Source organism: Streptomyces sp. XD-27, from assembly GCF_030553055.1.
Lineage (GTDB): Bacteria > Actinomycetota > Actinomycetes > Streptomycetales > Streptomycetaceae > Streptomyces.
Map to the genome: position 1 here is coordinate 5,141,939 of NZ_CP130713.1, position 25,431 is coordinate 5,167,369.

General features: G+C 71.1%; 24 protein-coding genes. 11 read left to right on the forward strand and 13 right to left on the reverse strand.

The features are described from left to right. Positions 1–235: 235 nt before the first annotated feature. Together Q3Y56_RS22300 and Q3Y56_RS22305 are read left to right on the forward strand one after the other, a co-directional pair. Positions 236–1,501, forward strand: coding sequence for an IS21 family transposase (locus Q3Y56_RS22300; RefSeq protein ID WP_304463619.1), 1,266 nt, complete (start codon positions 236–238; stop codon positions 1,499–1,501). Between the two features lie 252 nt (positions 1,502–1,753). Further along, the gene (locus Q3Y56_RS22305; RefSeq protein ID WP_304463620.1) at positions 1,754–2,197 is read left to right on the forward strand and encodes a hypothetical protein; all 444 of its coding nucleotides are present in this window, start codon (positions 1,754–1,756) and stop codon (positions 2,195–2,197) included. Between the two features lie 142 nt (positions 2,198–2,339). Here the strand turns inward: Q3Y56_RS22305 and Q3Y56_RS22310 are convergent, their stop codons facing one another. From Q3Y56_RS22310 to Q3Y56_RS22325, 4 genes are all read right to left on the reverse strand, one after another. Next, positions 2,340–2,849, reverse strand: a complete 510-nt coding sequence (locus Q3Y56_RS22310; RefSeq protein WP_304463621.1) for a helix-turn-helix transcriptional regulator — start codon at positions 2,847–2,849, stop codon at positions 2,340–2,342. Positions 2,850–2,923: 74 nt separating this feature from the next. Further along, positions 2,924–3,619 carry an ester cyclase gene (locus tag Q3Y56_RS22315; RefSeq protein WP_304463622.1) on the reverse strand — a complete coding sequence of 232 codons (696 nt, stop codon included), beginning with the start codon at positions 3,617–3,619 and terminating at the stop codon, positions 2,924–2,926. 108 nt (positions 3,620–3,727) lie between these two features. Continuing rightward, positions 3,728–4,387 (reverse strand): peptide-methionine (S)-S-oxide reductase MsrA, encoded by a 660-nt coding sequence (gene msrA / locus Q3Y56_RS22320; protein WP_304465736.1) that lies wholly within the window; start codon positions 4,385–4,387, stop codon positions 3,728–3,730. A 188-nt stretch (positions 4,388–4,575) separates the two neighbouring features. After that, positions 4,576–5,673, reverse strand: a complete 1,098-nt coding sequence (locus Q3Y56_RS22325) for a hypothetical protein (protein ID WP_304465737.1) — start codon at positions 5,671–5,673, stop codon at positions 4,576–4,578. A gap of 154 nt (positions 5,674–5,827) precedes the next feature. Here Q3Y56_RS22325 and Q3Y56_RS22330 point away from each other — a divergent pair, with 154 nt between their 5' ends. Further along, positions 5,828–7,009: a cystathionine gamma-synthase gene (locus Q3Y56_RS22330; protein WP_304463623.1), complete on the forward strand. Its 1,182-nt coding sequence runs from the start codon at positions 5,828–5,830 to the stop codon at positions 7,007–7,009. Positions 7,010–7,126: 117 nt separating this feature from the next. Here Q3Y56_RS22330 and Q3Y56_RS22335 read toward each other — a convergent pair whose 3' ends face one another. After that, a complete protein-coding gene (locus tag Q3Y56_RS22335; RefSeq protein ID WP_304463624.1) occupies positions 7,127–7,672 on the reverse strand; it encodes a MarR family winged helix-turn-helix transcriptional regulator in 546 nt (181 codons plus the stop codon). Positions 7,673–7,963: 291 nt separating this feature from the next. Here Q3Y56_RS22335 and ilvA point away from each other — a divergent pair, with 291 nt between their 5' ends. From ilvA to Q3Y56_RS22350, 3 genes are all read left to right on the forward strand, one after another. Next, positions 7,964–9,208, forward strand: a complete 1,245-nt coding sequence (ilvA, locus tag Q3Y56_RS22340) for a threonine ammonia-lyase (RefSeq protein WP_304463625.1) — start codon at positions 7,964–7,966, stop codon at positions 9,206–9,208. A 93-nt stretch (positions 9,209–9,301) separates the two neighbouring features. After that, on the forward strand, positions 9,302–10,258 hold the full coding sequence (locus Q3Y56_RS22345) for an ATP-binding cassette domain-containing protein (RefSeq protein WP_304463626.1): 957 nt from the start codon (positions 9,302–9,304) through the stop codon (positions 10,256–10,258). A gap of 2 nt (positions 10,259–10,260) precedes the next feature. Next, complete coding sequence (locus Q3Y56_RS22350) at positions 10,261–11,151, forward strand: ABC transporter permease (RefSeq protein ID WP_304465738.1); 891 nt, start codon at positions 10,261–10,263, stop codon at positions 11,149–11,151. Between the two features lie 120 nt (positions 11,152–11,271). On the opposite strand, the gene greA is transcribed toward Q3Y56_RS22350, so the two are convergent. After that, on the reverse strand, positions 11,272–11,769 hold the full coding sequence (gene greA, locus Q3Y56_RS22355; RefSeq protein ID WP_304463627.1) for a transcription elongation factor GreA: 498 nt from the start codon (positions 11,767–11,769) through the stop codon (positions 11,272–11,274). A 223-nt stretch (positions 11,770–11,992) separates the two neighbouring features. After that, positions 11,993–12,397, reverse strand: coding sequence for a DUF4307 domain-containing protein (locus Q3Y56_RS22360; RefSeq protein WP_304463628.1), 405 nt, complete (start codon positions 12,395–12,397; stop codon positions 11,993–11,995). A gap of 146 nt (positions 12,398–12,543) precedes the next feature. Here Q3Y56_RS22360 and mca point away from each other — a divergent pair, with 146 nt between their 5' ends. The 3 genes from mca to Q3Y56_RS22375 all read left to right on the forward strand — a co-directional run bounded on the left by mca (position 12,544) and on the right by Q3Y56_RS22375 (position 15,893). After that, a complete protein-coding gene (gene mca, locus Q3Y56_RS22365) occupies positions 12,544–13,416 on the forward strand; it encodes a mycothiol conjugate amidase Mca (protein WP_304463629.1) in 873 nt (290 codons plus the stop codon). Positions 13,417–13,420: 4 nt separating this feature from the next. Then, a complete protein-coding gene (locus Q3Y56_RS22370; RefSeq protein WP_304463630.1) occupies positions 13,421–13,672 on the forward strand; it encodes a hypothetical protein in 252 nt (83 codons plus the stop codon). Positions 13,673–13,841: 169 nt separating this feature from the next. Next, positions 13,842–15,893 carry a thioredoxin domain-containing protein gene (locus Q3Y56_RS22375; protein ID WP_304463631.1) on the forward strand — a complete coding sequence of 684 codons (2,052 nt, stop codon included), beginning with the start codon at positions 13,842–13,844 and terminating at the stop codon, positions 15,891–15,893. A 20-nt stretch (positions 15,894–15,913) separates the two neighbouring features. Here the strand turns inward: Q3Y56_RS22375 and Q3Y56_RS22380 are convergent, their stop codons facing one another. Continuing rightward, entirely contained in the window at positions 15,914–16,645 is a 732-nt protein-coding gene (locus Q3Y56_RS22380) for a hemolysin III family protein (RefSeq protein WP_304463632.1), read from the reverse strand. Between the two features lie 268 nt (positions 16,646–16,913). Here Q3Y56_RS22380 and Q3Y56_RS22385 point away from each other — a divergent pair, with 268 nt between their 5' ends. After that, positions 16,914–18,749 (forward strand): phosphoenolpyruvate carboxykinase (GTP), encoded by a 1,836-nt coding sequence (locus Q3Y56_RS22385; RefSeq protein WP_304463633.1) that lies wholly within the window; start codon positions 16,914–16,916, stop codon positions 18,747–18,749. A 120-nt stretch (positions 18,750–18,869) separates the two neighbouring features. On the opposite strand, the gene Q3Y56_RS22390 is transcribed toward Q3Y56_RS22385, so the two are convergent. The 3 genes from Q3Y56_RS22390 to Q3Y56_RS22400 form a co-directional block, all read right to left on the reverse strand. Further along, complete coding sequence (locus Q3Y56_RS22390) at positions 18,870–19,301, reverse strand: hypothetical protein (RefSeq protein ID WP_304463634.1); 432 nt, start codon at positions 19,299–19,301, stop codon at positions 18,870–18,872. An 83-nt stretch (positions 19,302–19,384) separates the two neighbouring features. After that, positions 19,385–20,596: a pyridoxal phosphate-dependent aminotransferase gene (locus Q3Y56_RS22395; RefSeq protein WP_304463635.1), complete on the reverse strand. Its 1,212-nt coding sequence runs from the start codon at positions 20,594–20,596 to the stop codon at positions 19,385–19,387. Positions 20,597–20,691: 95 nt separating this feature from the next. Then, positions 20,692–22,299 (reverse strand): amidohydrolase family protein, encoded by a 1,608-nt coding sequence (locus Q3Y56_RS22400; protein ID WP_304463636.1) that lies wholly within the window; start codon positions 22,297–22,299, stop codon positions 20,692–20,694. 179 nt (positions 22,300–22,478) lie between these two features. Here Q3Y56_RS22400 and Q3Y56_RS22405 point away from each other — a divergent pair, with 179 nt between their 5' ends. After that, complete coding sequence (locus Q3Y56_RS22405) at positions 22,479–22,874, forward strand: VOC family protein (RefSeq protein WP_304463637.1); 396 nt, start codon at positions 22,479–22,481, stop codon at positions 22,872–22,874. 88 nt (positions 22,875–22,962) lie between these two features. Here the strand turns inward: Q3Y56_RS22405 and Q3Y56_RS22410 are convergent, their stop codons facing one another. After that, positions 22,963–23,421 carry a PPOX class F420-dependent oxidoreductase gene (locus tag Q3Y56_RS22410; protein WP_304463638.1) on the reverse strand — a complete coding sequence of 153 codons (459 nt, stop codon included), beginning with the start codon at positions 23,419–23,421 and terminating at the stop codon, positions 22,963–22,965. 216 nt (positions 23,422–23,637) lie between these two features. Next, entirely contained in the window at positions 23,638–24,972 is a 1,335-nt protein-coding gene (locus Q3Y56_RS22415) for a VanZ family protein (RefSeq protein ID WP_304463639.1), read from the reverse strand. Positions 24,973–25,431 lie beyond the last annotated feature (459 nt).

Genomic DNA, 25,431 nt, shown 5'->3' on the forward strand with positions numbered 1-25,431 from the left:
CCGCGTGGGCCACGCGCCCTCGCGTCACCACCACGCGTCCGCGCGTCGCACGGGCACCCCCGCGGCCACCGGCCCCCGCGCCCCCGGCGCAGCCGCACCCGCCCCTGGCGCAGCCGCCCCCGCGTCGCACGCGCCCCGCGTTCTGCCAGATCGTCACAGAAACTCGTCGGAGAGAGCAGCGGATGTTCATCTGCCGTGGGAATTCCACGCACCCCCTGGTTTGCCGGGAGTGGTCGTGAAGAAGTCGGACAAGGAAATCATCGAGATCCTGGTGGCGTACGACACCACCGAATGCGTGCATTCCGCCGCGCGGCTGGCGGGCTGCGATCCGAAGACCGTACGCCGCTATGTGGCCGCCCGGGACGCGGGCCGCCCGGTGATCGGACCGTCCCGCCGTTCGCGCGAAATCGACGCGCATGTGGAGAAGATCGAGGAATGGGTGGACCGTTCCGAAGGGCATATCAGTGCGGCCCGGGCGTATGAGCGCCTGGTGAGAATGGGATATGCCGGAAGTGAACGCACGGCCCGGCGGGTGGTGGCCGAGGCCAAGGCCCGCTGGCGGGCGGGCGACCGCCGCACCTACCGGCCGTGGATAGCGGAGCCGGGGCTGTGGCTCCAGTACGACTGGGGCGAGGGGCCGGTGGTGCCCGGACCGCGCGGGGAGCGGCGCCGGACGGTCCTGTTCAGCGCCTGGCTCGCCTGGTCGCGGTTCCGCGTCGTCATCCCGTGCCAGGACCGCGGCCTGCCCACCCTGGTCTGCTGCCTGGACACCACCCTGCGCGCCCTGGGCGGCGCGCCGACGTATCTGCTCGCGCGGCCGCACACCGACGGGCGCATCCGGTATCCGGACCTGGTCGCCGTCGGCGCCCACTACGGCCTTCAGGTCCGCGTCTGCGCCCCGTACACCGGGGAACCGGACGGCGGCGGCCGGGCCGGTGAGGTGCGGATAGCCCCGGCCGACCTGGTGCCGGTGGCGGCTGAGCTGCGCCGGGAGTATCTGTCCTTCGGTGAACTCCGCGAGACCTGCGGGAAGTTCTGCGAGTGGTCCAACAGCCGGCAGGGCGAGTGGGCCGGCGGCCGGCGCGCGGACGGGGGAGGGGAGGCCCGGTACGAGGGAGCGGGCGGTACCCCGTACGACCGCCTGGCCGTGGAGCGCGAGCGGCTCCACGCGCTGCCCACCGCCCCGTACACCGCGGGTCTCGGCCGCACGGCCACGGTCGGCGCGGGCGGCACCGTCACCTACGACCGGCGGAGCTACGCCGTTCCGCGCGCGCTCGCGGGCTCCCGGGTGTGGGTGCGTGCCGAGCGCGGTGAACTGGTGGTCGTCGCCGATCTTGCCGGACTGACCGAGGTGGCCCGGCACCGCATTCCGTTCCGGGTCTACGGGGAGCCGGGGAGGCCGGGTCCTCGCAGGGACCGGAGAGCGGTGGCGACCGGAGGACCTTGGCGACCGGAGAACCGTGGCGACCGGCGGACCGCAGGGACATCAGGTGACCGCTGACGCGGAATTCCCGTGGCCGCTGGAGCGGAATCCGGGATGACCACATCGGGGCCTGGCGCCGGCGGGGGCGCCAGGCCCCGATGCAAAGCCGCTGGAAAAACCCTGCCTCCGGCGTCGAGCGCGCGGATGCCGCATTCGGAATGAGTCGTTCAGGGCGTTGTGCGCGATCCCGGATTCCTTGACGCGGGAAATCGCTGATCGACAGGGTTGGGGCCGCCCGGCGACGGTCGCCGGAAAACGAATGGGAGAATCATGAACATTAAGCGACGTGGTGCTCGCCTGTTCGGTGCCATCGCCCTCGGTGTGGTGCCGCTGGCCCTCGCCACGCCGGCTTCGGCGGCGAGCCACACGGCCACGCTCACCGTCGGCCCCGTGATCCTGCCGTCCGTCCCGGTCCAGGTGTGCCTGGACTCGACCTGCACCCCGAGCACGCCGCTGGTGAACGTGACCCTCAAGGCGGAGGCCACCACGGACACCGCGGTCGTCCTGCCCACCCTGACCAAGTCGCAGTGCCCGAGCGGTCAGCTGGGCGCCGCCCTGACCATCACCAGCACCGACGCCCAGGCCACGGCCTCGGTCAAGGTGACCGCGACCGGCCTCGGCACCGACGGCCAGCAGAAGACGGTCGTGGTCGGCCCGAAGACCGTGAGCGTCGGCGCGCCCGGCGTCGTCGCCTCCGCCTGCACGACGAACTGACCCTGCCCCCTGCTCCCTGGTCCCACTCCCCGGCCCCGGCGGGCCCGGCACACACCGTGCCGGGCCCGCCGGTCCTGGTCCGCGGCCGGTCCCGGCCCGTTGGCCCCGCTCCGTCAGCCGGTCCGTACGGAAAGGCCTCGACTCAGGGCCGGGCGGCGGCCAGCACCACCAGGAGCGGGACGACCCGCTCCGGCGGCACCTCGTAGTGCTCCGGCTCGGCGGCGTGCAGCCAGCCGGTGGCGGCCAGTTGGCGCAGATGGTGGTGGATCTCGCCGGCGTCGCCGAGGCCGTCGAGCTCGGTGAGCTCGGCCACGGTCCGGCGCCCGCCGACGATCTCGCGGAGCAGCCGCATCCGTACGGCATGCCCCAGCGCCGCGAAGACGTCAGCGGCCTCCGACCAGTCCTGGTCGAGCAGTTCGCCGGTCGGCAGCCCGTACTGCCACTCGTACTCCTCGCCCGTCGGCACCCGCACGGCCCCGGTGAACAGCACCCCGCCGTCGGACTCGCCGTGCCGTGCGAGCTGCTCCTTGAGCCCCTCGAGCGCCCAGAAGGCGTCCTCGCCCGCCGCGCCACCCCTGGGCTCGCCACGCTGGGCGTCCTCCATCGCCGCGACCCGGCGTTCCAGTTCGACGACGCGCTTCTCAAGATCCATGCCCTGAGTCTACGTATGGCGTAACGCTGAAGAGCCGCAACTCCCCTCACGCAGTCGTCGGTTCCCCGGTGCCGCTAGCGCTCGCCTGCGCCGAGCTGCCGGAGCACGCCGCGGATGTCGTAGTTCCACCAGCCCTCGGCGATCCTGCCGTCCTTGAATCGGTAGACCGTCATGCCGTCCGCCTTGACCTGCCGGCCCGTGGGCGCGATGCCCATGAACTCGCCCTGGTGCCTGGCGGTCCAGGTCCACCGGGTCATCACCCGGTCTCCCTCGGCCAGTTGGTCCTCGATCGTGAAGGTGAAGTCGAAGGCCGACCGCCACATCTCGATCTCCCGGCGCATGCCGTCGGCCCCGACCGTGTCCTCTTCATTGAAGGGATCGTGATCGTGGTAGTCGCGGGCGAACACGTCGCCGACCGCGTCGAGGTTGCCGCGCGTGGCGATCTCATCGAACATGCGGCGGGCGGTCGCCTTGTTCAGCTGCTCGTCCCGCACCACGTCGAGGTTGGTGAACGTGGGCGGGGCCTCGCAGAGCGCCACCATCTCCTCGAAGATCCGGTTCGTCTCGGGCATCTCCGAGTTCCGCATCGCCTCCTCGTACGACGGGAACTCGACGATCTCGACGAGGTGCTTGGCCTTGTCCCGGTCCTTGCCCACCACCGAGTGGGTGGCCGTCCGCCTGCCCTTCGTCTGCTCGACCCAGGTGTCCATGAGCCGGTTCAGGTCGTCCAGCTTGTCGGTCTTGCAGTCGATGATCTGGACGAAAGTCATCGCGCACCTCCCTGGTAATTCGCGATATTCATCCCTTTCATCCAGCGTAGGCCGCTGCCGGCTCCCCGCGTCGAGCCGCGACCTCGCGACGGCCACGCCTGCCTGGGATCACCCCTCGGCCTTGGCCACGCCCACCGGGCAGCTCACGCCCGTGCCGCCGATGCCGCAGTAGCCCGCCGGGTTCTTGTCCAGGTACTGCTGGTGGTACGGCTCCGCCGGGTAGAACGGGCCTGCCGGGAGGATCTCCGTGGTGATCGTGCCGTACCCCGAGGCCGTCAGGACCGACTGGTAGGCCGCGCGGGAGGACTCGGCCTGCCGCTGCTGCTCCTCGGAGTGGGTGTAGACCGCCGAGCGGTACTGGGTGCCGACATCGTTGCCCTGGCGGAAGCCCTGGGTGGGGTCGTGGGACTCCCAGAAGAGCTTCAGCAGCGCTGCGTAGGACGTGGTCGACGGGTCGTACACGACGCGGACGGCCTCCGTGTGGCCGGTCAGGCCGCTGCAGACCTCCTCGTAGGCGGGATGCGGGGTGTGCCCGCCCTGGTAGCCGACGAGGGTCGTCCACACGCCCGGGGCCTGCCAGAACTTCCGCTCCGCGCCCCAGAAGCAGCCCAGGCCGAAGTCCGCGACGGCCAGACCCTCCGGGTACGGACCGGCCAGCGGGTTGCCGAGGACCGTGTGGCGGGCGGGGACGGGGAACTCCGGTTCGGCGCGGCCCGTCAGCGCCTCCTCGGGGGAGGGGAGGTGGTTCTTGTGCCGGTTGAACAGCATCTCGTGGCTCCTCGGGACGGTGGGCTCGGGCGCGGTGGACTCGGCGGTGGCTCTGGGTGGCGACTCTCGGGTCTTCACACAACGCCTTGTTGACGTGCCGCATTCCGGCCCCGGTCAGCGCGGTAGCCCCGCGGTCCGGTCGGTGCGGCGGCCGTGCGGCCCCGGTCAGCGCGGCGGCTGCGCGGCCGTCAGTGCGGCAGCTGCGCCGGCGTGCCGCCGTTGCCCTCCCAGCCCGCCACCGCCAGCGCCCGGTACACCACGTACTCCGCCGCCGGGTCCGCGCCGTACGACCACGGGATCGCGCCCACGTGCCCGTCCACCCGCCGCAGCTGCTCCATCGCCTCCGCGTACCGCTCCGCCCGGACCAGGAACCACACCAGCAGGTGGCGGACGTGCGGCAGCACCGGGTGGTCGGCGGGGGCGTGCAGGGCCGCGAACCGCGCGCCTTCGATCGCCCGCGTGATCACCTCGCTCTGATACAGCGAGCGCACCAGCTGCACCTCCGGCAGGTGCTCGAAGACCGCGAACAGCGGCAGCGCGGGCAGCAGGCTCCCCTTGGGCGCGGAGGCGGCCGCCGACTGCGCGAAGGCGTCGGCCTGGTCCTGCGAACCGTGCCACTTCTCGCACCAGTAGAGCAGCGCGGCCAGATGCGCGCCCATGTGGTGCGGCGCGCGCTCGGTGACCTTGGCCCACAGCTCCTCGAAGTCCGCCTGCCGGTAGGCCAGGCCGCGTGCCACGCCGAGTTCGACGATGTACGGAACGGGGTCGCCGGGGGCCAGCAATGCCGCCTCGGCGCAGACCGTACGCGCCTCCTCCATGATCATGCGGAAGTCCTCGGACGACGGGTCGCGCAGCGCCTGCATCACCAGGAACGCCGCGTGCACCGCCGCCCCGCCCGGGTCCTTGGGCGCCTCCACCCGCCAGGTGCGCAGCCACATCCCGCCCTGGCCGGGGGAGACCGCCAGCTCGTGCGCCGCCGCCCCGGCCAGCGTCTGCACCCGCTGCCAGCGCAGCTCCGAGGCGGATTCGGTGAGGGCCAGCAGCCGGGCCGCGGGCTGCCACTCCCTGGTGCGCTGGATCTCCTCCAGGGCGTCGGCCAGCTCCGGGTCGGGTCCCGGCAGCCGCACGTCGAGCCGCTCGCGCGGCACGAACCCGTACGCGGTGGGATCACCGGCGCGCAGTGCGCCCCGCATCGCCTCGCCGCCCGCGCGCCTGCGCAGCACCATGGGCACGACAAGGACACCGCCGACCATGACGATGCCGATGAGGATGACGAGCATTTCCATGACCTTGTTCCCGACCTTGTCCCCGTGAGACTCCACGACGGCCCCATGAAGCATGACGTCCTCATGAAGTCTCGCGTGCCATGTCCCGTGTTTCCCTACAGCCTATGCACGCTGCCATCGGCCGGGACCCGCGCCGGGCATTACGCTCGGGCCCATGACCCACGAGGACTCTCACCAGCAGGGCGCGTCCCAGCCCTCGCACCACAGCTTCGAGACGCTGGCCATTCACGCGGGACAGGAGGCCGACCCGCTCACCGGCGCCGTCGTCCCCCCGATCTACCAGGTTTCCACCTACAAGCAGGACGGTGTGGGCGGGCTGCGCGGCGGCTACGAGTACAGCCGCTCCGCCAACCCCACCCGCACCGCGCTGGAGGAGAACCTGGCGGCCCTGGAAGGCGGCCGCCGCGGCCTCGCCTTCGCGTCCGGGCTCGCGGCGGAGGACTGCCTGCTGCGCACCCTCCTGGCCCCCGGCGACCACGTCGTCATCCCGAACGACGCCTACGGCGGCACGTTCCGGCTCTTCGCCAAGGTGGTCGAGCGCTGGGGCGTGGAGTGGTCGGTCGCGAACACCTCCGACCCGGCGTCGGTACGGGACGCGCTGCGCCCGCGCACCAAGGTGATCTGGGTCGAGACGCCCTCCAACCCGCTGCTCGGCATCACCGACATCGCCGCCGTCGCCGACATCGCGCGGTCCGCCGGGGCCCGCCTCGTCGTCGACAACACCTTCGCCAGCCCCTACCTCCAGCAGCCGCTGGCGCTGGGCGCGGACGTCGTCGTGCACTCCCTGACGAAGTACATGGGCGGCCACTCGGACGTGGTCGGCGGCGCGCTGGTCACCGCGGACGAGGCGCTGGGCGAGCAGCTCGCGTACCACCAGAACGCGATGGGCGCGGTCGCCGGGCCCTTCGACTCCTGGATCGTGCTGCGCGGCATCAAGACCCTGTCCGTCCGCATGGACCGGCACAGCGAGAACGCGACCCGCATCGCGGACATGCTGACCCGCCATCCCAAGGTCACCAAGGTCCTCTACCCGGGTCTGCCGGAGCACCCGGGCCACGAGATCGCGGCCAAGCAGATGCGGTCCTTCGGCGGCATGGTGTCCTTCCAGGTCGCCGGCGGTGAGGCGGCGGCGGTCGAGGTCTGCAACCGCGCCCGGCTCTTCACCCTCGGCGAGTCCCTGGGCGGCGTCGAGTCCCTCATCGAGCACCCGGGCCGCATGACCCACGCCTCGGCCGCCGGCTCGGCCCTGGAGGTCCCCGCGGACCTGGTCCGCATCTCGGTCGGCATCGAGAACGTCGACGACCTCCTGGCGGACCTGGCGCAGGCGCTGGGCTAGCCGGTGCGTCCTCGAACGCCGGGCGGGGCGGCGATCACGCCCGCCCGGCATTCGAGGACCGCCGGGCGCGGTCGTACGAGTCCTCCCCTCGCAGCCGTTCCCGGTCCCGGGGAACGGTCAGCCCGCGGGGGCGGGCTGCACCAGGGAGTTGTGCACGGCCGACAGCGCGGTGTTGAAACGGGTGAGCAGATCGCAGAAGACGTCCCGCTCCTCCGCCGTCCACTCCTCGGTCACCATGGCCATCAGCGCCCGCCGGGAGGACCGCACCTCCTCCAGCCGCGCCCTGCCCCGCGGCGACAGCTGGAGTACGACCGCGCGCCCGTCCTCGGGGTGCGAGGTGCGCTTGACCATGCCGGAGTCGACCAGCGGCGCGACCTGACGGGTCACCGTCGAGGAGTCGATGCCCATTCCCGCCGCCAGCGCCTTGACGCCCATCGGACCTTCCTGGTCAAGCCGGTTGAGCAGCAGGTACGCGGCGCGGTCCATGGAGTTGCGGGCCTGCCCTATGCCGCCGAGGCGGGTCTGTTCGGCGCGTCGGGCGAACAGCGCGACCTGGTGCTGCAACGCGTCGAGTACCGTCGTGTCGAGGACGTTCGGTTCGAGTGAGTTCGGGTCGAGTGCGTTCGTATCGAGTCGAGTCGTCATGTCCGATGAGGTGGGCATGGCCTGGGGCTCACTTCGTGCGGTGGTCTGTGGGATGGGGCACAGAGTACGCCGCCGCGGCCTTCCCCGTACCCGAGGTTCACAAACCTGCGTCACGACGGCAGCAAGCTGCCGCTCTCCGGCCTCCCATCGGTGACGGTCCCGCCTCCCACCGGCGACGGTTCGCCTCCCACCAGCGTCGGTCCCGCCTCCCACCGGCGACGGTTCGCCTCCCACCAGCGTCGGTCCCGCCTCCCACAGTGACGGTCCCGCGTCCCACCAGCCACGGGACAGAACTGCGAGACTTGGTACATGGCTGTACGACCTGGTGACGGGGCAGCCGTCGCCGCCGCCTCCGGGGTCACGCTCGACGACGTCCGCGCGGCGCAGAAGATCCTCTCCGGGGTCTCCCGGGTGACCGCCCTGGAAGGCAGCCGCTTCCTCACCGGCCTGCTCGGCTCACCGGTGCACCTCAAGTGCGAGAACCTCCAGCGGACCGGCTCGTTCAAGGTGCGCGGCGGCTACGTGCGGATCGCCGGGCTGACCCCGCGGGAGCGGGCGGCCGGGGTGGTCGCGGCCAGCGCCGGCAACCACGCGCAGGGCGTGGCGCTCGCGGCGTCCCTGCTCCATGTGCGCTCCACGGTGTTCATGCCGGTGGCCGCCCCGCTGCCGAAGGTCGCCGCGACCCGGGAGTACGGCGCCGAGGTGCGGCTGCACGGCCAGGTGGTGGACGAGACGCTGCGCGCGGCGCAGGAGTACGCGCGGCGGACCGGGGCGGTCTTCATCCACCCGTTCGACCACCCCGACATCATCGCGGGCCAGGGCACCGTCGGGCTGGAGATCCTGGAGCAGTGCCCGGAGGTGCGCACGATCGTCGTCGGCATCGGCGGCGGCGGGCTCGCGGCCGGGATCGCCGTCGCGGTGAAGGCGCTGCGGCCCGATGTCCGGATCGTGGGGGTGCAGGCGGAGGGCGCCGCCGCCTACCCGCCGTCGCTGGCCGCCGGGCGGCCGGTGTCGATCGAGGCGCCGGCGACCATGGCGGACGGCATCAAGGTGGGGCGGCCCGGCGAGGTCCCGTTCGCGATCATCGCGGAGCTGCTCGACGAGGTGCGGACCGTCTCCGAGGACGCGCTCTCCAGCGCGCTGCTGCTCTGTCTGGAGCGGGCCAAGCTGGTGGTGGAGCCCGCCGGGGCCAGCCCGGTGGCCGCGCTGCTGTCCGACCCCGGTGCCTACGAGGGGCCGGTGGTCGCCGTGCTGTCGGGCGGCAACGTCGACCCGCTGCTGCTCCAGCGCATCCTGCGGCACGGCATGGCCGCGGCGGGCCGCTATCTGTCGCTGACGCTGCGGCTGACCGACCGGCCGGGCGCGCTCGCGACGCTGCTGGGGGTGCTGACGCGGGTGGACGCCAACGTCGTCGACGTGAGCCATGTCCGTACGGATCCGCGGCTCGGGCTCACCGAGGTGGAGGTGGAGCTGCACCTGGAGACCAAGGGGCCGGAGCACTGCGCCGAGGTCTCGGCGGCGCTGCGCGAGGCGGGCTACATCGTGATGCCGTAGCCGGTCCCCTGCTGGTTTCATTTTTCTGGGGCAGCCCCGCCCCGGACCCCGATTCCCCGATTCCCCGATTCCCACGTTCCCTGGGGGAACCCCATGGCAGGAGTCATCTACGCCGAGGGTCTGGTGAAGACCTTCGGCGAGGTCAGGGCTCTGGACGGCGTCGATCTCGACGTGCCCGAAGGAACCGTCCTCGGGCTGCTCGGCCCCAACGGAGCAGGCAAGACCACGGCCGTACGGGTGCTGACGACGCTGCTGCGTCCCGACAGCGGGCGGGCGGTCGTGGCGGGCGTGGACGTGCTCCGGCACCCGAACGACGTACGCCGCGCGATCGGGCTGTCCGGCCAGTTCGCGGCGGTCGACGAGTACCTGACCGGCCGGGAGAACCTCCGGATGGTCGGCCAGCTCTACCAGATGAGCGCGCGGGACGCGAAGGCGCGCGCCGCCGAGCTGCTGGACCGCTTCTCCCTCGCGGACGCGGCCGACCGCACCGCCAAGACGTACTCCGGCGGCATGCGCCGCCGCCTCGACCTCGCCGCGGCGCTGGTCGTCAGCCCGCCCGTGATGTTCATGGACGAGCCGACGACCGGGCTCGACCCGCGCAACCGGCAGGCGCTGTGGGACGTCATCCAGGAGCTGGTGGCGCAGGGCACCACCCTGCTGCTGACCACCCAGTATCTGGAGGAGGCCGACCGGCTCGCCGACGACATCGCGGTCGTCGACCACGGGCGGGTCATCGCGCGCGGCACGGCCGACCAGCTCAAGGCCCGGGTCGGCGGTGAGCGCGTCGAGGTCGTGGTGCACGAGCGCGAGCACATCGCCACCGCCGAGGCGGTGCTGCGGGCCCTCGGCAAGGGCGAGACCAGCGTGCGGGAGCACACCCGGCAGGTGACCGTCCCCGTCACCGGCGGCGCCAGGCTGCTGGCCGAGGTGATCCGTGAGCTGGACGCCCGCGGTGTCGAGATCGACGACATCGGACTGCGCCGCCCCACGCTGGATGACGTGTTCATCGCGCTCACCGGGCACGGCGCCGAAGCGGAGGCTGGACGGTGACAGTGGAAGACAAGGCGAACAAGGCGGGCGAGAAGGACAGGGCGGCGCGGGCCGTCGCCGCCCCGGCCCCGCGGCCGCGCGGAGGGCGGCCGCTCCAGGGCGTACGCGACAGCCTGGTGATCGCCCGGCGCAATCTGATCCGCATGGTCAGGATCCCCGAAGTGGTGATCTTCGGGCTGATCCAGCCGATCATGTTCGTGGTGCTGTTCTCCTACGTCTTCGGCGGCTCCATCGACGTCGGCGGCAGCACCGATCCGGCGAGGTACCGCGAGTTCCTGATGGCGGGCATCTTCGCGCAGACCGTCACCTTCGCCACGGCGGGCGCGGGCGCCGGGATCGCCGAGGACATGCACCGGGGCCTGATCGACCGGTTCCGGTCGCTCCCGATGGCGCGCGGCGCGGTCCTCACCGGCCGGACCCTCGCCGACCTGGTGCAGACGGCGCTCACGCTGGTGGTGCTGGCGATCGTGGCGGTCATCGTGAGCTGGCGGATCCACGAAGGGTTCCCCAAGGCACTGGCCGGGTTCGGGCTGCTGCTCCTCCTCGGCTACGCGTTCTCCTGGATCGGCGCGCTGATCGGGCTGACGGTGCGGAGCCCGGAGGCGGCCACCTCCGGCGGGCTGATCTGGCTCTTTCCCCTGACGTTCATCTCGAACGCCTTCGTCCCGTCCGGCAACATGCCGACCGTGCTGCGGCACATCGCCGAATGGAATCCGTTCAGCACCACCGTGCAGGCGTGCCGGGAGCTCTTCGGGAACCTCCCGCCGGGGTACCGGGTGCCGGACGCCTGGCCCATGCAGCACCCGGCGGCGGCGTCGGCGCTGTGGTCCCTGCTGATCCTGGTGGTCTTCCGGACACTGGCCGTACGCAAGTACCGCTCGGCGGCCGGGTGAGGCCGCGGGGCGACGCGTAAGGCGGCTGGGCAGGGCCGCCGGGCAGGGCCCGCGGCCGGACACGCACGGAACCCCCGGCATCCCGTGCCGGGGGTTCCGCGACGCGTGTGGCGGGGCCGCTCAGCCCTGGTAGGGCTTGGCCTCCAGGATGCGCACCGAGGCGATCTTGCCGTTCGGCAGCTCGTACTCGGCGTCCTGGCCGACCTTCTTGCCGTTCACGCCCGAGCCCAGCGGGGACTGCGGCGAGTAGGTCTCGATGTCCGAGCTCGCGTACTCGCGGGAGGCCAGCAGGAAGGTCAGAGTGTCGTCTTCGTCGCCGTCGAAGGCGATGGTGACGACCATGCCGGGCGCGACCACACCGGTGGCTGCCGGGGCCTCGCCGACCTTCGCGTGCTCCAGGAGCTGGGTCAGCTGGCGCACACGGAGCTCCTGCTTGCCCTGCTCCTCCTTGGCGGCGTGGTACCCGCCGTTCTCCCGCAGGTCACCTTCCTCGCGAGCCGCCGCGATCTTCGTGGCGATCTCGGTACGTGCGGGACCCGACAGGTACTCCAGCTCGGCCTTGAGCTGGTCGTACGCCTCCTGGGTCAGCCAGGTGACGTTCTCGCTGGTCTGGGTCACAGGTGCTCCTCGTCGGTACTGGACTACGTACTGGGAATACAAATGAACGCCCTACTCAGAAGGGTGCGCCTTCAAAGCCGGGCGAAACCACGAGCCTAACAATTCCGGGCGCAAAGCGGGAGGAGCGTGGCGTATCGAATGCGTATGCCGCGCCTCCGGGCACACCCGCGCCCAGCCCCGCCCCTCGGACGGTGGCCCAGCCCCTGCCCCTGAGGGCGGCGGCCTAGCCGCGCGGCTTGCAGCCGACCAGCTTGGCGGTGGTCGCCCGCTCGGTCGTGCGGAGGGTGACGACCTCGTCGACCTGGTCGCGCCGCTGGTCGAAGAGGAAGTCCTTGCGCCCCACCTCGGCGCCGCTCTCGGCCAGCGACCGCAGCGTGCACACGCCGGTCGCGTCCTTGTCCTTGCGGACCTCCAGGTGGACCTCGATGGCCTCGTCGGAGACCACCTTGAAGCCGATCACCCGGCCGCTGACGTCCTGGTCGGAGATGTAGGAGTAGCCGAACCACGCGACGACACCGAGCAGGCCCGCGCCGAGCACGGCGCCGACGATCTTCAGCTTGCGGTCGGCGCGCTCGTCAGCGGACCGGCCGTAGCGGCCGTCCGGCACGCCAGCCCGTACCGTCGACATGATCGTCCTTCCCTGTCGGGGGCCAGGAATTTTTCGCCCCTGATCTGGGTCACTATAGAAGCCGCCCAGCCGGCACCCGATTGCCGCCCCGCGTCGACGTCCCGGGGCGACACCTGTTGAACGCGACGAATCACGAGGATCGAGCCTTGACTGAGCAGCTGCGTCTCATGGCCGTGCACGCCCACCCCGACGACGAGTCGAGCAAGGGCGCGGCCACCATGGCGAAGTACGTGTCCGAGGGGGTGGACGTACTGGTCGCGACCTGCACGGGTGGTGAGCGTGGCTCCATCCTGAACCCCAAGCTCCAGGGGGACGCCTACATCGAGGAGAACATCCACGAGGTACGCGCCAAGGAGATGGACGAGGCGCGCGAGATCCTCGGCGTCAAGCAGGAGTGGCTGGGCTTCGTGGACTCCGGGCTGCCCGAGGGCGACCCTCTGCCGCCGCTGCCCGAGGGCTGCTTCGCGCTCCAGGACGTCGACGAGGCCGCGGGGGAGCTGGTGAAGCTCATCCGCGCGTTCCGGCCGCACGTGATCACCACGTACGACGAGAACGGCGGCTATCCGCACCCGGACCACATCATGACCCACAAGATCTCGATGGTGGCCTTCGACGCCGCGGGGGACCCGGAGAAGTACCCCGGCACCGGCGAGCCGTGGCAGCCGTTGAAGCTCTACTACAACCAGGGCTTCAACCGGCCGCGCACGCTCGCCCTGCACGAGGCACTGCTGGCGCGCGGCCTGGAGTCGCCGTACGGGGAGTGGCTGGAGCGCTGGAAGTCCTTCCAGAAGCGCGAGCGCACCCTGACCACCTACGTCCCGTGCGCGGACTTCTTCGAGATCCGCGACAAGGCGCTGATCGCCCACCGCACGCAGATCGACCCCGACGGCGGCTGGTTCCGGGTCCCGATGGACGTCCAGAAGGAGGTCTGGCCGACCGAGGAGTACGAGCTGGCGAAGTCGCTCGTGGACACCTCCCTCCCCGAGGACGACCTCTTCGCGGGCATCCGCAACAATTGAGCCCATGATGAGCGCCACCAGCTCCCTCGCCCTGACGCACGCGTCCACCGCCGTCGAGCTCGCCAAAGAGCTGGACAAGAACAAGGTGACGCCGGGCGTCCTGGGCTTCCTCGTGTTCGCGGCGATCGGCCTCGCCGTGTGGATGCTGATGAAGTCCATGAACAAGCACATGAAGAAGGTCGACTTCGAGGAGGAGCCGGAGCCGCAGGCGGCCCAGGCCGCCGCGAAGGGCGCCCGGCGCCCGACCACGGGCTGACCAGCCGCCCCACCCACGTACCCCCTGGCCTGGCGGGTACGGGGCGTGGGGCGATGGGTACGTGGCGTGGGGCGCACACCCCGCGGCGCGCCCCGACCCGCGCCAGAAAACGCGCCCGCGCGGCGATTGGCGGCGATCCGCGACCCCCCGCGTGCGGGAGGATGGACCCATGCCGAACCGTCTGGCGCACGAGACGTCCCCGTACCTCCTCCAGCACGCGGACAACCCGGTCGACTGGTGGCCGTGGGTCCCCGAGGCGTTCGCCGAGGCCCGGCGCCGGGGCGTGCCCGTGCTGCTCAGCGTCGGCTACAGCAGTTGCCACTGGTGCCACGTCATGGCGCACGAGTCCTTCGAGGACGAGAAGACGGCCGCGTATCTCAACGCGCACTTCGTCCCGGTCAAGGTCGACCGCGAGGAGCGGCCGGACGTCGACGCCGTCTACATGGAGGCGGTGCAGGCGGCGACGGGGCACGGCGGCTGGCCGATGACGGTCTTCCTCACCCCCGACGCCGAACCCTTCTACTTCGGCACCTACTTCCCGCCCGAGCCCCGGTCCGGCATCCCGTCGTTCCCGCAGGTGCTGGAGGGCGTGACGGCGGCGTGGACCGACCGGCGCGAGGAGGTCGCCGAGGTCGCCGGGCGGATCGTCCGCGACCTGGCCGAGCGCTCGCTGCCGTACGGCGCGCCGAACCCGCCGGGACCCGACGACACGCATGCCGCGCTGATGGGCCTGACCCGCGAATTCGACGCGGTGCGGGGCGGGTTCGGCGGCGCGCCGAAGTTCCCGCCGTCCATGGTGCTGGAGTTCCTGCTGCGCCACCACGCCCGCACCGGCTCGGCGGGCGCGCTGCAGATGGTGCAGGCCACCTGCGAGGCGATGGCGCGCGGCGGCATCTACGACCAACTCGGCGGGGGCTTCGCCCGGTACGCGGTGGACGCCACCTGGACGGTGCCGCACTTCGAGAAGATGCTGTACGACAACGCCCAGCTGTGCCGGGTCTACGCCCACCTGTGGCGGGCCACCGGCTCGGACCTGGCGCGCCGGATCGCGCTGGGCACCGCCGACTTCATGGTCCGCGAACTGCTCACGGCCCAGGGCGGCTTCGCCTCCGCGCTGGACGCCGACAGCGACGACGGCACGGGCCGGCACGCCGAGGGCGCGTACTACGTGTGGACGCCGGAGCAGCTGCGTGAGGTCCTGGGCGAGGAGGACGCCGCGTTCGCCGCGCGTCACTTCGGGGTGACCGAGGAGGGCACGTTCGAGAAGGGCGCCTCGGTGCTCCAGCTCCCCGACACCGAGCAGCTGGTGGACGCCGACCGTGTCGCCTCCGTCACCTGGCGGCTGCTGGCCGCCCGCGGCGAGCGCCCGCGGCCGGGCCGCGACGACAAGATCGTCGCCGCGTGGAACGGTCTGGCGATCGCCGCGCTGGCCGAGGCCGGCGCGTACTTCGACCGCCCGGACCTGGTGCGGGCCGCCACCGCCACGGCCGACCTGCTGGTCCGGGTCCACCTGGACGAGCACGGGCGGCTGGCGCGCACCTCGCTGGACGGTGCCGCGGGCGCCCACGCGGGCGTGCTGGAGGACTACGCCGACGTCGCCGAGGGGTTCCTGGCCCTGGCGTCGGTCACCGGCGAGGGCGTGTGGGTGGACTTCGCGGGCCTGCTGCTGGACACCGTGCTGCGGCACTTCGCCTCCGGGGACGGCACGCTGTACGACACCGCCGACGACGCGGAGGCCCTGATCCGCCGCCCCCAGGACCCGACGGACAACACCGCCCCGTCGGGTTGGACGGCGGCGGCCGGGGCGCTGCTGTCGTACGCCGCCGTCACCGGCAGCACCCGCCACCGGGACGCGGCCGAACGGGCGCTCGGCGTGGTCACGGCGCTGGGACCGCGGGTGCCGCGGTTCATCGGCTGGGGGCTGGCGGTGGTGGAGGCCGCGCTCGACGGGCCGCGCGAGGTGGCCGTCGTCGGACCGGACGGCGACCCGGCCACCCGCGCGCTGCACCAGGCCGCGTTGCTGGGCACCGCCCCGGGCGCGGTGGTCGCGGTCGGCGCGCCCGGCTCCGACGAGGTGCCGCTGCTGCGGAACCGGCCGCTGTTCCAGGGCCGCCCGGCGGCGTACGTGTGCCGCAACTTCACCTGCGACGCCCCGACGGCCGACCCCAAGGTGCTGGCGGCGGCGGTCCGGGGCGCGGGTGCCGACGTGCCTCAGGCGTGAGCCCGGGGCGCCGGTCGTGCTCAGCCGTGCTGGTAGGCCACCAGCGAGATGCCGACGTAGTGCACGACGAAGGCGGCCAGGGTGAACGAGTGGAAGACCTCGTGGAAGCCGAACCAGCGCGGTGACGGGTTCGGCCGCTTCGTTCCGTAGATCACCGCGCCCACGCTGTAGAGCAGCCCGCCGACGATGATCAGCGTCAGCACCGCGATGCCGCCGGTGCGCATGAAGTCGGGCAGGAAGAAGATCGCCGCCCAGCCGAGCGCGATGTAGCACGGGGTGTACAGCCAGCGGGGGGCGCCCACCCAGAAGACCCGGAAGGCGATCCCGGCGAGGGCCCCCGCCCACACCAGCCACAGCAGCAGCTCCTGCTTGCCGTCCGGCAGGAGCAGCAGCGTGAACGGCGTGTAGGTGCCCGCGATGATCAGGAAGATGTTCGCGTGGTCCAGCCGGCGCAGCACGGCCGTGGCGCGCGGGCCCCAGTCGCCGCGGTGGTAGAGGGCGCTCACCCCGAACAGCGCGCAGGCGGTGAGGGTGAAGATCGCGCACGCGATGCGGCCGCGGGGGCTGTCGGCGAGCGCGGTCAGGATCACCCCCGCGATCAGTGCGGTGGGGAACATGCCGGCGTGCAGCCAGCCGCGCAGTCTCGGCTTCAGCGGGAGCGGCGAAGCGGTGGAGCCCTGGGGGCGACTCCCGGCGGCAGCGCCGGGAGAGGGGAGGGCGGTGGCGGCGGCGTCGGGCGCGGCGGCGGTCATGCGCTCATGCTACCTACGCATCCGCGACCTACCTACGCGACCGTAGGTTACGCCCAGGTATCGAGTGGTGATCCTCACGAGGGGGCCCTCTGGACAGATCGGCGAACTGGCCGGATGATCAAATGAGCGCGGTCGGCACCGGATGAGCTGTGCATCCGGGTCGCAGCCCCCAAGGGGTAGCTGTCTCCAAAGCGGATATAAGGCAGATATCCGCCATAACCCTCGACCTAAACGCCGGGCAGCGCGGTTCCGGCGGAACGGAGCGATCGTGGCGCGCAGTAATGCGGCTCCCCTCACCACCCCGACCACCCCTCCCACCCGTCATCAGGAGCTGATCTCCTGGGTCGATGAGATCGCCGCACTCACCGAGCCGGACCGGATCGTGTGGTGCGACGGTTCGGAGGCGGAGTACGACCGCCTCGCCCAGGAACTCGTCGAGAAGGGCACCTTCAAACGGCTCGACCCGATCAAGCGGCCGAACTCCTACTACGCCGCCTCCGACCCCACGGACGTGGCGCGGGTGGAGGACCGGACCTTCATCTGCTCCGAGAAGGAGGAGGACGCCGGTCCCACCAACCACTGGAAGGACCCCGCCGAGATGCGGGAGATCTTCGTGGGTGAGAAGGGCGTCTTCCGCGGCTCCATGCGGGGCCGCACCATGTACGTCGTCCCCTTCTGCATGGGTCCGCTCGGCTCGCCGCTGTCCGCGATCGGCGTCGAGATCACCGATTCGGCCTACGTCGCCGTCTCCATGCGCACGATGACCCGGATGGGTCAGGCCGTCCTGGACGAGCTCGGGGAGGAGGGCTTCTTCGTCAAGGCCGTGCACAGCCTCGGCGCCCCGCTCGCCGAGGGCGAGGCCGACGTGCCCTGGCCGTGCAACTCCACCAAGTACATCTCGCACTTCCCCGAGACCCGCGAGATCTGGTCGTACGGCTCCGGCTACGGCGGCAACGCGCTGCTCGGCAAGAAGTGCTACGCCCTGCGCATCGCCTCCGTCATGGCCCGTGACGAGGGCTGGCTGGCCGAGCACATGCTCATCCTCAAGCTCACCCCGCCGCAGGGCGAGGCCACGTACGTGGCCGCCGCGTTCCCGTCCGCCTGCGGCAAGACCAACCTCGCCATGCTGGAGCCCACGATCTCCGGCTGGACGGTGGAGACCATCGGCGACGACATCGCCTGGATGCGGTTCGGCGAGGACGGCCGGCTCTACGCGATCAACCCCGAGGCGGGCTTCTTCGGCGTCGCGCCCGGCACCGGCGAGCACACCAACGCCAACGCGATGAAGACGATGTGGGGCAACTCCGTCTTCACCAACGTGGCACTCACCGACGACGGCGACGTGTGGTGGGAGGGCAAGACCGAGGAGCCGCCCGCCCACCTGATCGACTGGAAGGGCAACGACTGGACCCCGGAGTCCGGGACCCCGGCCGCCCACCCCAACGCCCGCTTCACCGTCCCGGCCGGCCAGTGCCCGATCATCGCGCCGGAGTGGGAGGACCCCAAGGGTGTGCCGATCTCGGCGATCCTCTTCGGCGGCCGCCGCGCCACCGCCGTTCCGCTGGTGACCGAGTCCTTCACCTGGCAGCACGGCGTCTTCCTCGGGGCCAACGTCGCCTCCGAGAAGACCGCCGCCGCCGAGGGCAAGGTCGGCGAGCTGCGCCGCGACCCGTTCGCCATGCTGCCCTTCTGCGGCTACAACATGGGCGACTACATGGGTCACTGGCTCAAGGTCGGCCGGAACGCGGACCCCGCCAAGCTGCCCAAGATCTACTACGTCAACTGGTTCCGGAAGAACGACGCGGGTCAGTTCGTCTGGCCCGGCTTCGGTGAGAACAGCCGCGTCCTGAAGTGGATCGTCGAGCGCCTCGCCGGCAAGGCCGAGGGTGTCGAGACCCCGATCGGCGTGCTGCCCGCGAAGGGCGCTCTGGACACCGCGGGCCTGGGCCTGTCCGACTCCGAGCTGGACTTCCTGCTCACCGTCGACAAGGACGTGTGGCGCGAGGAGGCGGCGCTCGTGCCCGAGCACCTCAACACCTTCGGAGACCACACGCCGAAGGAACTGTGGGACGAGTACCGCGCGCTGGTCGAGCGCCTGGGCTGATCCCGCTCAGCGGCAACGCTGACGCAAGACAGGCCCCGGCCTGGTGTCTACAGGTCCCCGACCAAGCGACCATGGGCGGCACCGGGCCGGGGCCGAGCACTCTCCCCGGCCGGACGGGGCTCAGGCCTCGATCCCCAGGGCGGCCGCGTGGGCGGCCATCCGCTCCGCCGCCAGCGCCGCACCGGCCGCGTCGTCGCACGACGTGGCCACCACCAGCGCGTTCCCGGCGAGGGCGTGCGCCCGCTGGTGCAACTGGCCGACCCGGGCCGCGATCCGGCTCGGGTCGCCGGTCACGGTGGGCGCGGCCCGCAGCGGGGCCCGCCCGTCGCGCAGCCGCGTGACCTGGTCGGCCAGGCGCTGCGCGGCGTCGTCCAGGCCCGCGGCCTCCGGCGCCAGGGCGCGCAGTTCGTCGGTGATGGTCAGCAGGGCGGTCAGATGCCCGGCGAGCCGGATCTCCAGCTCCTCCCGGCGCGAGCGGTGCGGGATGTCGTGCTCGTCGCGGTCGTGCGCGGCCATGCTGTGGACCGATTTGGTGCGGATCGGTTCGTACATGGGATGGCCTCCTCACAAGCTCAGAAGGCCATCCTAACTTAGACCCTGTCTAAAGTTGTCTTGCTTACAGAAGTCATACCGGCTTACGGCTGGCTGTAACCGTCCAGGAACGTGCCGATGCGGTGCACCGCGTCCGCCAGGTCCTCCTTCACCGGGAGGGTGACGATCCGGAAGTGGTCCGGCTCCGGCCAGTTGAAGCCCGTACCCTGCACGATCATGATCTTCTCGGCGCGCAGCAGGTCGAGCACCATCTGCCGGTCGTCCTTGATCTTGAAGACCTTGGGGTCGAGCCGGGGGAAGGCGTACAGCGCGCCCTTGGGCTTCACGCACGTCACGCCGGGGATCTGCGTCAGCAGCTCGTAGGCGGTGTCGCGCTGCTCGAGCAGCCGGCCGCCCGGCAGTACGAGTTCGTTGATCGACTGCCGGCCGCCGAGCGCCGTGGCCACCGCGTGCTGCGCCGGCATGTTGGCGCACAGCCGCATGTTGGCCAGGATCGTCAGCCCCTCCAGATAGCTGCTGGCGTGCGCCTTGGGGCCGCAGACCGCGAGCCAGCCGCTGCGGTAGCCCGCGATCCGGTACGCCTTGGACAGCCCGTTGAACGTCAGGGTCAGCAGGTCCGGGGCGATGGCCGCGGTCGGGGTGTGCGTCGCGCCGTCGTAGAGGATCTTGTCGTAGATCTCGTCGGAGCAGACGATCAGGTTGTGCCGGCGGGCGATCTCGGTGATGCCGCGCAGCAGCTCGTCGCTGTAGACCGCGCCCGTCGGGTTGTTCGGGTTGATGACGACGATCGCCTTGGTGCGGTCGGTGACCTTGCGCTCGATGTCGGCGAGGTCCGGCAGCCAGTCCGCCTGCTCGTCGCAGCGGTAGTGCACGGCGGTGCCGCCCGCGAGCGAGACCGACGCCGTCCACAGGGGGTAGTCCGGCGCCGGCACCAGCACCTCGTCGCCGTCGTCCAGCAGCGCCTGCATCGCCATCTGGATCAGCTCCGAGACGCCATTGCCGAGGTAGACGTCCTCGACGTCCAGCTCGATGCCCTTGGTCTGGTAGTGCTGCATCACCGCGCGCCGGGCGGACAGCAGCCCCTTGGCATCGCCGTAGCCGTGCGCGTCGCCGAGCGAGCGCAGCATGTCCTCCAGGATCTCCGGCGGGCACTCGAAGCCGAACGGAGCGGGGTTGCCCGTGTTGAGCTTCAGAATGCGATGACCCGCCGCCTCCAGCCGCATCGCCTCCTCAAGCACCGGACCCCGGATCTCGTAGCAGACATTGGCGAGCTTCGTGGACTGGATCACCTGCATGTCGGCCACCTTACGGGGCGTGACGGGGCCCGTGGGGTGTTTTCACCCACGTTCGCCCACGTCGGGGGCGCGCGGGTCGGGCGCACCGGCGCGGGTCAGCCGTCCGGTGCGCGCCGCACCGACCGTCCGGCGACGACATCCGTGCGGCGCCCGTCTTCCATCACAAAGCGCCCGCCGATGAGTACATGCGGAATGCCGGTCGGGAGGGCGCGCGGGGCTTCGAAAGTGGATCCGGCGGCGACGGATTCCGGGTCGAAGAGCACGAGATCGGCGCGGTAGCCCTCCGCGACCAGCCCCCGGTCCGGCAGCCGAAGCCGGGCCGCAGGCCGCGATGTGAGGTGTGCCACGCACTCCTCCAGGCCGAGGACGCCGAGCTCGCGCACGTACCGTCCGAGATAGCGCGGGAACGTACCGTAGGCGCGCGGATGCGGCTTGAGGCCGTGCAGGATCCCGTCGCTGCCGCCGGTGTGCGCCGGATGCCGCATGATCGCCTGCACGTTCTCCTCGTGCCCGACGTGCTGCAGGATCGTGGGCCCGAGCCGGTCCTCGATCAGCAGTCGGCGGGCGGTCGCGAAGGGCGCCTCGCCGCGCTCCCGGGCGGCCGCGGCGAGGGTCTTCCCGACGTGCCCGGCCAGCGCCGGGCGGCAGACCCCGGAGATCTCGACGGTGCCCCAGTCGACGGGCACGCCGTGGCAGCCGTCCGCGCCCTCGACCTCCATGGCGTGCCGGATCCGCGCGGCGGTCGCGTCGTCCCGCAGCCGCGCCAGCATCGCCTCCGGACCGCCCTCGGCGGCCCAGCTGGGCAGCAGCGCCGCGAGCGTGGTGCAGCCCGGGAGATACGGATAGGTGTCCAGGGTGAGGTCGACGCCGCCGGCGAGGGCGGCGTCGAGCAGCGCGAGGAGTTGCGGCGCGCGCCCTTCGTTGACGTCGAAGTTCAAGGTGGCGTGGGCCAGGTGCAGCGCGCACCCCGCCTCCCGGGCGACCGCCACCATCTGCGCGTACGCGTCCAGGGCGCCCGCGCCGTAACTGCGGTGATGCGGACAGTAGTAGCCGCCGTAAGCCGCGACGACCCGGCACAGCTCGACCAGTTCGGCGTCGGGCGCGTACATGCCGGGCGGGTAGGTGAGCCCGGAGGAGAGCCCGACGGCGCCCTGCTCCAGCCCCTGGGCGACGAGCGCCTGCATGTGACGTGTCTCGGCCGGGGTGGCGACCCGGTCCTCCCACCCCATGGCGAGCATCCGGACGGTCCCCTGCGGGACGAGGTACGCGGCGTTGACGGCGATGCCCTGCCGGTCGAGCCGGTCCAGATACCCGCCGACCGTCCGCCAGTCGACGTCGACGTCCGAGCCGTCCCCGTTCCACCCGGCGATGGCGGCACACGTGTCACCCAACGTCCGCTCGTCGACGGGCGCGTACGACAGCCCGTCCTGGCCGATGACGTCGAGGGTGACGCCCTGGGCGACCTTGGCGGAGAGATCGGGATCGCGGAGCAGGGCGAGGTCGCTGTGGGCGTGCATGTCGATGAAGCCGGGGGCGAGGGCGAGGCCGTCGGCGTCGAGAGTGCGGGGCGCGCCGGGGCGTGGTCCGCCGTCGCCCTCCCGGGTGATGACGGCGATCCGGCCGTCGCGGATGCCGACATCGGCGCGGCAGGAGCGGGCACCGGTGCCGTCGATGACGCGGGCGTCACGGATGACAAGGTCCATGGGCATCGCTCCTCGCGTGAGTCCTTCCCACGGACGGAGGGAAGCTCACGTCTTCGCCTGTGGAGGACATCCCGTGACCTAGATGGTGGCTACGGTCGGCTCGGGGCGGCACGGAAAGTGCGGCCGCCCAACCCAACGAAGGTCCTCTCACGAAGTTCTCTCACGAAGGACGGATCGTCATGGCTGACAACAGCACCAACGGCCTGCTGGGCAAGATCGCCGGCCCCGCCATCTGGGCGCCGGACGGCCGGAAGCTGGCCGAGTTCTACGCCGCGGCGCTGGGGGCTGAGGTGGGGGACGCCTACGCGGACGAGACGGGCGCCGAGGTGGCCTTCCCGGTCCCGGTGGGGGACGCCACGTACTTCTTCTCCACGGCGAAGTCGTTCAAGGCCCCGGACTGGCCGGCGGCGGAGCTGCCGTTCCATTTGGACCTGACCTTCGCGGACGCCGCGGCGGCGGAGCAGCGCCTGCTGGAACTAGGCGCAACCAAACCGGAGTTCCAGCCGGGCGGGGACCACTGGACGATCCTTCTCGACCCCTCGGGCCAGCCCTTCTGTATCAGCCAGTCCAGTTGACCACGTCCAGCTCCGCTCCCGGCGACGTCGGGCTTCCCCTGCCCGCCCACCCCGGCGCCGGGGCCCGGTCACCCGGTCGCAAAAGCCCCTAGCCGCTGATGTTGAGCGCCGTTCCGTACAGTCGGTGCGCCTTGAGCCGTATGACCACCCGACGCTCGTCGACCAGCTGCTTCAAGAACGCCTCTTCGTCCTCCGGCTTCGCGGCTTCCGGAATCATCCCGAGCAACTCCCGCCCGACCGCGTCACCCGGAACAGTCGTGATCTCCGAGACCTCCGCCTCGCCCTCGGCAACAGCGAACGACCACACATCACCACCGGACACATGCAGGGCCGCGCGCGGGTCACGCCGCAGGTGCTTGAGCTTGACGCGGTCAGCCGTCGTGGAGAACCGGACGACGCGCGTGTCGGGGTCCCAGTTGTAGAGCATGGTGGTCAGGTGGGGATGGCCACTGCTCTTGTTGGTGGCGAGGATGCCGAACTGTTGCGAGCCCAGCAGGTCGGAGAGGGCTTTGTCGGACAGGGGGCGGGGTGAGGGACCTTGAGTCATGGCGCGTGCAACTCCCCGCACACGACCGTGCATTCCCCGCCCGTCAAGAGCTGGACCCGAGCACCGGGGTGGGAAGACGGTGGCGGTACCTCCCGCCTCCGCCCCGGCGCCCGCTGACGACCGGCCCTGCGGCGCGCAGATCTAGCTGTAAGAAGATGCTTCGTGAGCCAGCCGCTCGGCGAGGGCGGCCTCCGGTCGGTCTCTCGAACCGCCCTCTCAGTGCTTCAGGGACTGCTGAGGGGAGGCGCTGTCATCGATCTCGCCTGTAGTGGCATCCACATACACCCGGCCGTTCTCATTGCCCAGCGCGTAGGGGATCAGCCACTGGGCGCGCCACTCGCCGCCGCGTCGCACTGCTAGCAGTTCCCCGCGGCCGATCTTGGCAGTACCGCCCTCGGAGCGGGCAGCGCGGACCGTGTCCGCTGCGTCGGCCGCCCGTACGCGCACGGGCGGGAGGTCAGATGGGTCGTTGACGTGACGGGCGAGGAGTTGGGAGATCCGGCCTGCCCGGTTGACTTGGATGTCCAGTCGCATGGGCATGAGCACACCGTCCACACGCCTGCGCCAACTGGCGATCCAGCCCAGCTCCGCTTCGTCCCCGACAGGATATACCTCGGCCTCGGCGTCGCGGAGCCCCCAAGGGAAAGCTTGCCGCGCGTACTTGGTGGCGATCGCCAGGGCGCCGTCGGCGTTCGACGGCTTGTCGGTCACTCCGGGCACCTGATAGCTGTTACTTCCAGTGGTGCTGGTGAGTTCGAGCTCCACCGAAAGTTGCTCAGTGTCCGGCCAGCTCAGCTCGGCGGACCCGTGGTTCATTGCTATGAGTAGCCGGTCGCTCCCACCGTAGGTACCGGGCATCTTCTGGACGTTGACGATCTTGTAGCGATCACCGAAGGCGCCCCGGATCGCCTCCCTGGCCGCCGTCTTCTCCTTGCCGTCGGCGAGCTGGATGCTGGTGGCGTCCACCGCGAGTGGAGTGATCCACGCAATCCAGGCCACGCTGGCTGCGGCGAGCGCGGCCCCGTACGCGATCATCGTGCTGCGGAATCCAGCTCGGTAGGGCGGCACCGCCTGCCGCCCGACCCACAGCAGGACCCATGCTGCGCACACGCCGATGGCGATGCCCAGGGCGTTCATCTCCAGGTCGCTGCTGTCGCAGTTCCTGCCGACCCCGGGGACCAGTGCCTGACAGAGCTCGGTCGTCACCGACAACAGCACGCCGCCCACCAGCACCGGCAACCAGGCCCGCAGGGCGAGCACGCCGAAGAAGCCGATGGGAGCGAACAGAGCGAGATTGAGCAGACCCTGTTCTGTTGCGAAGGGCTCGGCCAAGTCCCGGTTGACCACGCATTCCTGCCTCGGGCTGCCCCCGTCGGTGAAGAGCAGAGTCAAGGAGACTTCGGCAGTGGCAGCGGCCGCCAATGCGGCGGAGGCCCAGGCGCGGCCGTCGAGCCGCCTGACGAGGACAAAGCAGATGGCTGAAATGAGAAGAGTCAGAAGCGAGGCTGCGATGAGGAAATGCACCTCGCCATCGAATATCGCGTGGAACATGGAGTCCGTACCCGATCGGCTGCTATGAAGATGACGTGTCCCGCCGCTGCACACACGGCGCAGCGGCGGGACAGGGAATTAATCGCAGGTTGCGATCGGGGTTTGGAACGTGCCCTGACCGTCCACCTTCAGCAGTCCGATAGTGGGTGAGTAGCATCCGCTGTGACTCGTGAGGATGCAGGGGGTCCTAGTGGCAACCGCGCTACATGCACATTGCGTTCCCCCTGCCTGTGCGTCGAACCAATCTCCCCAGATGGCCGTTCGACGCACAGGCGTGATCTTAGAACGTGTAGTGATCAATTGGCAACGTATTGTCGACTTCTGAGTCAACTGGCGTGTTTTGAGCCTCAGTTACTTCCCAGGGCGACTCGCCCCTCTGAGAATCTGAGATTCCGTTCGCAGCCGTGGGACGGTGGTGGCATGACCAGTCACCATCGCCTCACCCCGACCGTCGGCTAT